Annotated in this window: 7 protein-coding genes and 1 pseudogene; 1 reads left to right on the plus strand and 7 read right to left on the minus strand. The window is 65.4% G+C overall.

The window, feature by feature from the left end; all coding sequences use genetic code 11:
- Position 1: 1 nt before the first annotated feature.
- The 7 genes and pseudogenes from hpaH to K675_RS0116220 form a co-directional block, all read right to left on the minus strand.
- Positions 2-805: a 2-oxo-hept-4-ene-1,7-dioate hydratase gene (gene hpaH, locus K675_RS0116190; protein WP_017904546.1), complete on the minus strand. Its 804-nt coding sequence runs from the start codon at positions 803-805 to the stop codon at positions 2-4.
- Between the two features lie 14 nt (positions 806-819).
- Positions 820-1089 (minus strand): annotated as a pseudogene (locus tag K675_RS32350) (MFS transporter); the annotation flags it as partial.
- 240 nt (positions 1090-1329) lie between these two features.
- On the minus strand, positions 1330-1740 hold the full coding sequence (locus K675_RS0116200) for a 5-carboxymethyl-2-hydroxymuconate Delta-isomerase (protein ID WP_017904548.1): 411 nt from the start codon (positions 1738-1740) through the stop codon (positions 1330-1332).
- Positions 1741-1755: 15 nt separating this feature from the next.
- Positions 1756-2679, minus strand: coding sequence for a 3,4-dihydroxyphenylacetate 2,3-dioxygenase (hpaD, locus tag K675_RS0116205; RefSeq protein WP_017904549.1), 924 nt, complete (start codon positions 2677-2679; stop codon positions 1756-1758).
- Between the two features lie 95 nt (positions 2680-2774).
- On the minus strand, positions 2775-4235 hold the full coding sequence (gene hpaE, locus K675_RS0116210) for a 5-carboxymethyl-2-hydroxymuconate semialdehyde dehydrogenase (RefSeq protein ID WP_026145246.1): 1461 nt from the start codon (positions 4233-4235) through the stop codon (positions 2775-2777).
- A 5-nt stretch (positions 4236-4240) separates the two neighbouring features.
- Positions 4241-5020 (minus strand): fumarylacetoacetate hydrolase family protein, encoded by a 780-nt coding sequence (locus tag K675_RS0116215; RefSeq protein WP_017904551.1) that lies wholly within the window; start codon positions 5018-5020, stop codon positions 4241-4243.
- Entirely contained in the window at positions 5017-5688 is a 672-nt protein-coding gene (locus K675_RS0116220) for a fumarylacetoacetate hydrolase family protein (RefSeq protein ID WP_017904552.1), read from the minus strand. The genes K675_RS0116215 and K675_RS0116220 overlap by 4 nt, the downstream gene beginning before the upstream one ends.
- A 154-nt stretch (positions 5689-5842) precedes the next feature.
- On the opposite strand from K675_RS0116220, the gene K675_RS0116225 reads away from it, so the two are divergent.
- The coding region (locus K675_RS0116225; RefSeq protein ID WP_017904553.1) for an AraC family ligand binding domain-containing protein at positions 5843-6240 on the plus strand (398 nt) is incomplete at its 3' end.

Consider the following 6240-nt stretch of genomic DNA (forward strand, 5'->3'; position numbering starts at 1 on the left):
TTCAGACGAAGCGGCAGGCGATGCTGCCGAGCAGGTCGTAGTCGACGTGGAAGGTGTCGCCCGGGTTGGCGGCGACCGGGCGGGTGAACGAGCCGCCGAGGATGATCTGCCCAGGTTGCAGGGTGACGTCGTACGGCGCCAGCTTGTTCGCCAGCCACGCCACGCCCTTGGCCGGGTGGTTGAGCACGGCGGCGCTGACGCCGGATTCCTCGATCACGCCATTGCGATACAGCACGGCTGGCACCTTGCGCAGGTCGATTTCGGTCGGCCGCACGGCGCGGCCGCCCATGACCACGCCGGCATTGGCGGCGTTGTCGGAGATGGTGTCGAAGACCTTGCGCGTGGCCTTGGTCTGCGGGTCGATCTGCTGGATGCGTGCGTCGATGATTTCCAGCGCGGGGATCACCCACTCGGTGGCGTCGAGCACGTCGAACACCGTGCAGTTGGGGCCCTTGAGCGGCTTGCCGAGAATGAACGCCAGCTCCACCTCGACCCGTGGAACGATGAAGCGCTCGAAGGGAATGTCGCTGCCTTCGTCGAAGAACATGTCGTCGAGCAGCGCGCCGTAGTCTGGTTCGGTGATGTTCGATGACACTTGCATGGCGCGTGAGGTCAGGCCGATCTTGTGGCCGACCAGCTTGCGCCCGGAGGCGATCTTCCTGGCGACCCAGGCCCGCTGGATGGCATAGGCGTCCTCGATGGTGATGTCGGGATGGTCGAGCGAGAACTGGCGAACCTGTTCGCGCGAGCGTTCGGCCTGGTCGAGGCGGGCGGCGGCTTGCTGGATGAAGGTGGAATCGAGCATGGGCAGAATCTCTCTCAAGGGTTGACGGTGGCGGCCCGGGTGCGCAGCACCAGCAGGCCGCCGAGGGCGATGAACAGGGCCAGGATGTGCAGGGCCAGGCTCGGGCTGTGGGTGGTGTCGCGCATCCAGCCGATGAAGTAGGGGGTGAGGAACGAGGCAACGCTGCCCAGGGAGCTGATCAGGGCGATGCCGGTGGCCTGGGTGCGGTCATTGAGGTAGGCCGGTGGCAGTTGCCAGAACATCGGCAGCGCGGCGCTGGCGCCCATGCCGGCGATGATCAGTCCGGCACCCAGGCCGTAGACCGTGTCGCTCAGGTGCAGGTCGGCGGCCATCTGCATCTTGGCGAAGCCGATGTTGATCCGGTCCAGGTGTGCGAACAGGTAGCACACCAGCAATAGCGGGATCAGCCGCCAGGTCACCTGGCGGTAAACGCGGGCAGCAGGGTCCTGTGCCGCGCACAGGGTCGAGGCGGAGTGGGTCGTGCTCATGGTCTTGTACTTTTTATGGGATGAGACGGGATAGGCTCAGGCGCGGCCGTTGAACAGCGGGTGCAGGCTGCTGTGCTTGCCGTCGTAGACCTGGGCCTGGCTTTCGTCGATCTGCAGGGTGATGCCGATCGGTCGTCGTTTTAGCAGCGGGTCCAGCACCTCTTTCAGCACCGCCAGCAGGCTGTCGCCGACCGCGCTGTGCACGGCGCCGCTGCGCCCCAGGCCCATGCGCAGGTTGGCGTAGAGAAAGCCGTAGTCGCCCTGGCCGTCGGCCACCGCGCAATGCGCGGCGGGGTAGGCCAGCACCCGGGTACCTCCGGTGGGGAAGACCTGCTTGCCGCTGTCGTCGCGGGCCTGGAGCATGGTGTCGGCCAGGCGGCGGCACAGCGCGGGCATGTCGGCCTCGGCTTCAAGGTCCGGGGTGTACAGCAATACCAGATGAGGCATGGGGGGCTCCTCGTTTCAAAGGCGGTTGGCGAGGCCGGCCGACGCGGGGTTGGAGGCCTGGGCGGCGGGAATGGCCGAACCGTCCTGCGGCGTGACCGGGAACACGGCGTTGATCTGTCCGGTGCCGGAGGAACCGAAGTAGGGCGTCAGTACCTCGACATGGCCGTCGTAGGCCGACCAGCCCAGCGCCCCGAGCAGCATTGCCGTGTCGTGCATGAAACCTTCGCCGTGACCCTTGGCGGCGTATTCCGGGAGCATCGCGCAGAAGTCCGCCCACTCGGCGTCTTCCCACATTTTCACCACACGGTTGTCCAGGGTTTCCAGGAACGGGCTCCAGACCTTGGTGGCGAAGTCCGGCGCCTGGCCGTTCTGGGCGAAACGGTGCGACAGCGAGCCGCTGGCGAGAAACGCCACGGTGCCGTCGTAGTGGTCCTCGACCGCCTTGCGCATGGCCCAGCCCAGGCGCGCGCTGTCGGCGAGGAAGTGCGAGGTGCACAGGGCCGAGACCGAGACGACCTTGAAGTGCTGGTCCTGGTTCATGTAGCGCATCGGCACCAGCGTCCCGTATTCCGGGCCCAGGGTAGTGGCGTGGTGGGCCATGGTCTCGACACCGAGGCGGTTGCAGGTGTCGGCCAGCAGCTTGCCCAGTTCGCTGTTGCCGGGAAAGGCGTAGGGCATGTTGCTGATGAAATGCGGCAGCTCGTTACTGGTGTACACGCCCTCGAAGCTCGGGCTGCAGAGCACGTGGTAGTTGGCGTTGACCAGCCAGTGGGTGTCGAACACGACGATGGTGTCCACGCCCAGTTCGCGGCAGCGCCGGCTGATCTCGTAGTGCCCGTCGATGGCGGCCTGGCGGAAGCCCTGGCGCGGGCCGGGCAGTTCGGACAGGTACATGGAGGGCACGTGGGTGATCTTGGCGGCCAGTGCGAGCTTGCCCATGGGATTCTCCGGTAATTGATTGTTGTTGTCGGTCCGCGTCCGCGGTGGGAGCCGGCCAGGCCGGCTCCAGCAGGGTGCAGCATGCCTTCTCGGGTTCATACACCCCAGCGCGGAATGTGGTGGCTGCCCATGGAGATGCACACGTTCTTGATCTCGGCGAACACCTCGAAGCTGTACTGACCACCTTCGCGGCCGGTACCCGACCCCTTCACACCACCGAACGGCTGGCGCAGGTCGCGCACGTTCTGGCTGTTGATGAACACCATGCCGGCCTCGATGCCACGGGCCAGGCGATGGGCCTTGCCGATGTCCTGGGTCCAGATGTAGGAGGCCAGGCCGTACTCGGTGTCGTTGGCCAGCTTGAGCGCTTCGGCCTCGTCCTTGAACGGGATCAGGCAGACCACCGGGCCGAAGATTTCTTCCTGGGCGATGCGCATGCCGTTGTTCACGTCGGCGAACACGGTCGGTTGGATGAACTGACCTTTTGCCAGGTGCGCCGGCAGGTTGGCCGGACGCTCCAGGCCGCCGGCGAGCAGCGTGGCGCCTTCCTCGAGGCCGATGCGGATGTAGCCGGTGACCTTGTCGTAGTGCTGCTGGGTGATCATCGAGCCGACCTGGGTCTTCGGATCGGTCGGGTCGCCGACGATCAGGCGCTTGGCCCGCGCGGCGAACTCGGCGACGAATTGCGGGTAGACGCTTTCCTGGATGAAGACCCGGCTGCCGGCGGTGCAGCGTTCGCCGTTGAGCGAAAAGATGGTGAACAGCGCGGCGTCCAGTGCACGTTCCAGATCGGCGTCTTCGAAGATCAGCACCGGCGACTTGCCGCCCAGCTCCATGGAGTACTTCTTGAGGCCCGCTGTCTGCATGATCGTCTTGCCGGTGGCGGTACCGCCGGTGAAGGAGATCGCCCGCACGTCCGGGTGACGGACCAGCGCGTTGCCAGCGGTCGCGCCGTAGCCCTGGATCACGTTCAGCACGCCGTTGGGAATGCCGGCCTCGACGGCCAGGCGACCCAGTTCATTGGCGGTCAGCGGCGACAGTTCGGACATCTTCAGCACCGCCGTGTTGCCCAGCGCCAGACACGGCGCGGTCTTCCAGGTGGCGGTCATGAACGGCACGTTCCACGGCGACACCAGGCCACAGACACCCACCGGCTGGTACAGGGTGTAGTTGAGCATCTGGTCGTCGACCGGGTAGGTGTGGCCGTCCATGCGCGTGCAGACTTCGGCGAAGAAATCGAAGTTGTGCGAGGCACGCGGGATCAGCACGTTCCTGGTCTGGTGGATCGGCAGGCCGGTGTCCAGGGTTTCCAGCTCGGCCAGGTGCGGCACGTTCTGGTCGATCAGCTCACCGAGCTTGCGCATCAGCCGGGCGCGTTCCTTGGCCGGGGTGTTGGCCCACTTCGGAAAGGCTTCCTTGGCCGCGGCCACGGCCTGGGCGACTTCCTCGGCACCGCCGCTGGCGACTTCACCGATCGCCTCGCCGGTGGCCGGGTTGTAGTTGACGAAGGTGTCTTTGCTTTCGACCTCACGGCCGTTGATCCAGTGCTTGATCATGCTGCTCATGCCTTGTTGTGCTTGACGTTGTGCTTGAAGAAGTCAGCCTCGCTGACGATCCGGTTGACCAGGCGACCGACGCCTTCGACTTCCACCACCACTTCATCGCCCGGCACCACGTCGGCCAGGCCCTCCGGCGTGCCAGTGGCGATCATGTCGCCCGGCTGCAGGGTCATGAAGCTGGAGAAGTATTCGATCAGGTAGGGGATGTCGAAGATCATGTCCGCGGTGGTGCCTTCCTGCTTCAGCTCACCGTTGATCCAGGTGCGCAGTTTCAGGTTCGACGGGTCCGGCACGTCGGCGACATCGACGATCCACGGCCCGACCGGGGTGGTGGCGTCGCGGTTCTTCACCCGCAGGTTGGGGCGGTAGTAGTTTTCCAGGTAGTCGCGGATCGCGTAGTCGTTGCACACGGTGTAGCCGGCCAGGTACTGCAGGGCGTCTTCGCGCCTGACGTGCTTCGCCGGCTTGCCGATCACCGCGACCAGCTCGCACTCGTAGTGCATGTAGGTCACGCCGTCCGGGCGCCAGGTCTGCTGGTTGTGGCCGGTGTAGGTGCCTGGCGACTTGATGAACGCCAGCGGTTCGGTCGGCGGGGTGAAGGCCAGCTCGCGGGCGTGGTCGGCGTAGTTCAGGCCCAGGGCGAACATGTTGCCGTTGGCCGGCGGCAGCCAGGTGACCTGCTTCTCGCCGAGCACGCGGCCATCTTCCAGGCGCACGCTGTGGTCGTCGTTGACCTGCACCGCGTGCACGTTGCCTTCGAACAGGATACGGGCGTGTTTCATGGGCGTGGCTCCTGTTCACTGACGATGTGGTTGGTCAAACGGCCCAGGCCGGTGATCTCGACATCCACCCGGTCACCCGGCTGCACGTCGACACGACCTTCCGGGGTGCCGGTGATCAGTACATCGCCGACCTCCAGGGTCATGAATTCGCTCAGTTCGGCGATCAGTTTCGCTACGCCCCGCACCTGGTTGGCGGTGGTGTTTTCCTGCACGACTTCGCCGTTGACCAACAGCTTGAGGGTCAGCGTCTGCGGATCGGCCACCTCGCGGGTGGGCACCAGCACCGGGCCCAGCGCGCAGAAGCCGTCACGGCACTTGGCCTTGACCGCCGGGCGGTAGTAACTGTCTTCCGGCAGGCTGAATTCGTTGGCGATGGTGTAGCCGGCCACATGCTCCAGGGCCTGGGCCTCGCTGACCCGGCTGGCGCGCTTGCCGATCACCACGGCCAGGGCCGGGCCCGGTTGCAGGCGTTCGCCAGCCGGTTGCTCGACGGTGCCGTCGTGCTGGTTGCGGGTGTTGGGCGTCTTGATGAACAGCACCGGCTTGACCGGTGGTTTCTGGTAGGGCGCCGTGTTGAACTCGGGCAGGCGCTGGGCGAGCAGGCCTTGGTAGTTCAGGGCGATGCCGAACAGCGTTCCGTGGGCCGTGTCGTACAGGCTTCGGGGCATCTCGATCTCCTGGAAGGGCCTGGGGCCCGATATTGTTAATGTGTTAACGTTATAATTAATATGTTAACGATCGTCAAGCGAGGTTGCGCCCGGCCAACTGTTCAAAGCCGGTAAAAGCGCGCAGCATGCCGCCATAACAACAAGGAATTCCGTGATGCGCAGCGAACGTTCGCCCATCCCCAACATCAACATCGGGCAGGTCTACGACCAGCGCTACAGCGATGCCGAGATCCACTACGACCGCCTGAGCAACCTGGCCGGTTTCTTCGGCCGCAACATGCCGGTGCACCGCCACGACCGCTTTTTCCAGGTGCATTACGTCAAGAGCGGGGCGGTGCGCGTGTACCTCGACGACCGCCAGTTCGTCGAGCGCGGGCCGATGTTCTTCCTCACGCCGCCGACCATTCCGCATTCCTTCGTCACCGAGTTCGACGCCGACGGGCATGTCCTGACCGTACGCCAGCAACTGGTCTGGCAACTGCTCGAAGAGGACCCGGCGCTCGCGCCACCGCCGCCGATGGCGCCGGCCTGCGTCGCCCTGGATCGGCTCCC

The organism is Pseudomonas fuscovaginae SE-1 (genome assembly GCF_000364705.1).
GTDB lineage: Bacteria > Pseudomonadota > Gammaproteobacteria > Pseudomonadales > Pseudomonadaceae > Aquipseudomonas > Aquipseudomonas fuscovaginae_A.